The sequence below is a fragment of the Pedobacter sp. genome, from assembly GCF_045628745.1.
Classification (GTDB): Bacteria; Bacteroidota; Bacteroidia; order Sphingobacteriales; family Sphingobacteriaceae; genus Pedobacter.
This window is the reverse complement of sequence record NZ_JAZQPU010000109.1, coordinates 1-2,898: the sequence shown is the minus strand read 5'-3', so window position 1 is coordinate 2,898 and position 2,898 is coordinate 1. Positions and strand designations below refer to the sequence as shown.

Below are 2,898 nucleotides of genomic sequence, written 5' to 3'. Positions count from 1 at the left end.
AATTGAAAATCGCATTCGTCCGGATAGCAGTGCTGTGGGGGAGCTTCACTTTAACTTTTATAACTTTAACTTCGTTAGGAATTACGAGTACAGCAACGAATTTCACGACGGCTATACCTTATACGGTACACAGTTGCAACCACAACTTGTTTACCAGGCACATCCCAATTTGGCCATTACGGCAGGTGCGCTGATCAGGAAAGATTTCGGCGACAATGGCGTGCATAGTGCTAAACCTTTATTCAGTGTAAAATACCAGAAAAAGAACCTTAGTCTGATTTTTGGTAGCCTTGAAGGAGGTATCCACCATGGTTATATTGAGCCTTTATATGATTTTGAGCGACAAATTACCAATCCTGTAGAATATGGAACGCAGTTGTTGGTTGAAAAAGAAAAGTTTAAACTTGATGCCTGGATAGCCTGGCAGCGCATGATTTATAAAGGAGAAGCTGCAAAAGAAGAAATTCTCGGCGGACTGTCTACCGAAAGTACTGTAGCCAATAGCAATGGCTGGAAATTCAGCATCCCGGCGCAGTTTATGGTTTATCACCAGGGTGGGCAGATTGATGTGCTCAAAGAAATCCCCCTTAGCACCTTGTTTAATGGCGCTACAGGCTTTAAGTTGCATAAGGTGCTAGATCAGCGTGTAAAAGAAATTTATACCGACAATTACGTTGCCGTTTACCAGGATTTTTCTGGCACTAAAACACGCGCTTTCCAGGGTGGCTTTGGCTTATGGTTAAATGCAGGGATGGAAACTACCTTCGGTAGTTTTGTGGCCTCTTACTGGAAAGGCAATAAATTTATCTCCATTAAAGGTATGCCTTTATATGAATCGGTATCCAATAATTTATACAATACAGGCTTTACACAAAAGCACAGAAACATTGTTTCCCTGCGTTATGCCTATCAAAAAGAGCTGTTACCTCACTTCTACCTTGATGTACGTTTAGAGCCTCATGTAGACCTTGATCATCTTGATCAGCAATTGCAGTTTAATCATTCTTTCTTCTTAACTTATAAGCAGGATTTCAAACTCTTTAAGGTTAAAAAATAATTTATACCCCTTGCAACCTTTAAGGTTGTATCCGCATCTTCATTAAACCAAACAAACAAATGAAGTTGACAAAAAACTATACTATAGACGATTTGATGGAGGGCTGCAAAGCCGGCGACCGGAAAATGCAGGAGCTGCTGTACCAGCAAACTTCAGCAAAGATGTTCGCCCTTTGTATGCGCTATGCCAAAGACCGCATGGAAGCTGAAGATTCCTTGCAGCTGGGCTACATCAAAGTTTTCCAGAAGATAAAGGATTACCGCGGTGACGGCTCTTTTGAGGGATGGATACGCCGGGTAATGGTCAATACGGCTATTGAAAGCTATCGTAAAAACCTCAGGAACTTAACCGTGGTACAAATAGAAGAAGCCTATGAACAACCTTCAACAGGCTTCGACTTTAGCAAGCTCGGCATGCAGGATTTGCTGAGTCTGATACAACAGCTAGCCGACGGCTACCGCCTGGTGTTCAACATGTATATCATTGAAGGTTATTCGCACAAGGAAATTGCACAGACTTTAGGTATTTCAGAAGGAGCCAGCAAATCCCAGCTTTCAAGAGCAAGGGCTATTTTAAAAGAAAAAATTATAAAAATGGAGGGCATTAATTATGCAACATATACAGGATAAAGACTTTGATCAATTATTTAAAGATCAGTTAACAAATGCAGAAGTAACCCCACCAGCAATGGCATGGACAAACATAGAAAAGCAGCTGCAGCCAAGACCTAAAAAGCGTTTACCCGTTTATTGGATGGCTGCCGCATTGGTTCTTGTGGCCCTTTCTGCAGGTTTACTCTTCCAGAAAAAGGATAAAATTCAATTACATGGAAAAGAGGATTTTGCCAAAACTACTGAATTGCCATCGCCAGTTTTAGATGCGCCAACAGCAGCAGTGGAGGATCATAGTAAAATAGCAACACCTGCATTAGTTGAAAATGCGGAAAATGAAGCGGAAGTAGAAAATACAGAAAAAGTTTTAGTAGCCATGCAACCTTTAGCTCCTGCCCATCATCTTAATGATATCAACACCACAACAAAAGAAACAGCTGCTATAGTTGAGCAGGAAAATACTTTAGCTGTAGTTGCCGAAAAACCACAGTTGTTGGCAGTGGTCAGCACACCGGAGCCCATTGTAGAAACTGCCTTAGCAGAGGTGGAAGAGCCTGCAGAAAGAAACGGCATTAGAAATGTTGGCGACCTGGTTAATTTTGTGGTTGATAAAGTTGATAAGCGAGAGCAGAAGTTTTTGAAGTTCAATACGGATGATGACGATCAATCGTCGCTGGTTTCCATCAACATTGGCATCATTAGGCTGAACAGCAAAAATAAAACAAAATAAAAAACACTGAATACAAAGAAAACACACAAACAACGCATATAAAGATGAAGAAGTTAATTTTAGCTACCTTATTGGTAAGTGGACTTACCGGGTTAATGAACGAGCAAGCAACGGCACAAAGCGACAGTACTAAGCGCGATAGAGAAAGCATTTATACTTTTTCTATTAAAGGGGGCAAACACAAACGTGATCATAAACCCGCTCAGGACAGCATAAAAGTAGCTGAAGCATCAAAAGGACGTTTTATTGGAAGCATTACTTTTACCCGCGTTGACCTTGGTTTTTCTAAATTGATTGACAATGGCAGCTTCAGTTTATCTCCGGAGAACGACTTTTTAAGCTATAAAGGCATTAAAACTTCTACTGTATCTTTTGACGTGCTACAATTGGGCTATCGTTTTAACCCTAATTTTAAGGTATATTTAGCTGGTGGTTTCGACTGGACCATGATCCGTTTGCGCCAGAATGTAACCATCCAACAAGGTACTCCTGATTTAGTT

3 protein-coding genes and 1 pseudogene are annotated in these 2,898 nt (G+C 40.9%); all 4 read left to right on the top strand.

Going from position 1 to position 2,898, the window contains the following annotated elements; translation table 11 throughout:
- Nucleotides 1-1,057: hypothetical protein (locus ACR2F7_RS04650; RefSeq protein ID WP_432712426.1), on the top strand; the 1,057-nt coding region annotated here is incomplete at its 5' end.
- A gap of 59 nt (nucleotides 1,058-1,116) precedes the next feature.
- A complete protein-coding gene (locus ACR2F7_RS04645; protein WP_432712425.1) occupies nucleotides 1,117-1,686 on the top strand; it encodes an RNA polymerase sigma factor in 570 nt (189 codons plus the stop codon).
- Nucleotides 1,667-2,398, top strand: a complete 732-nt coding sequence (locus ACR2F7_RS04640; RefSeq protein WP_432712424.1) for a hypothetical protein — start codon at nucleotides 1,667-1,669, stop codon at nucleotides 2,396-2,398. The genes ACR2F7_RS04645 and ACR2F7_RS04640 overlap by 20 nt, the downstream gene beginning before the upstream one ends.
- A gap of 44 nt (nucleotides 2,399-2,442) precedes the next feature.
- Nucleotides 2,443-2,898, top strand: a pseudogene (locus ACR2F7_RS04635) (outer membrane beta-barrel protein); the annotation flags it as partial.

Coding starts and splice junctions, on each gene's coding strand:
- ACR2F7_RS04645 (WP_432712425.1), top strand. CDS start 1,117: ATGAAGTTGACAAAAAACTATACTATAGACGATTTGATGGAGGGCTGC.
- ACR2F7_RS04640 (WP_432712424.1), top strand. CDS start 1,667: ATGCAACATATACAGGATAAAGACTTTGATCAATTATTTAAAGATCAG.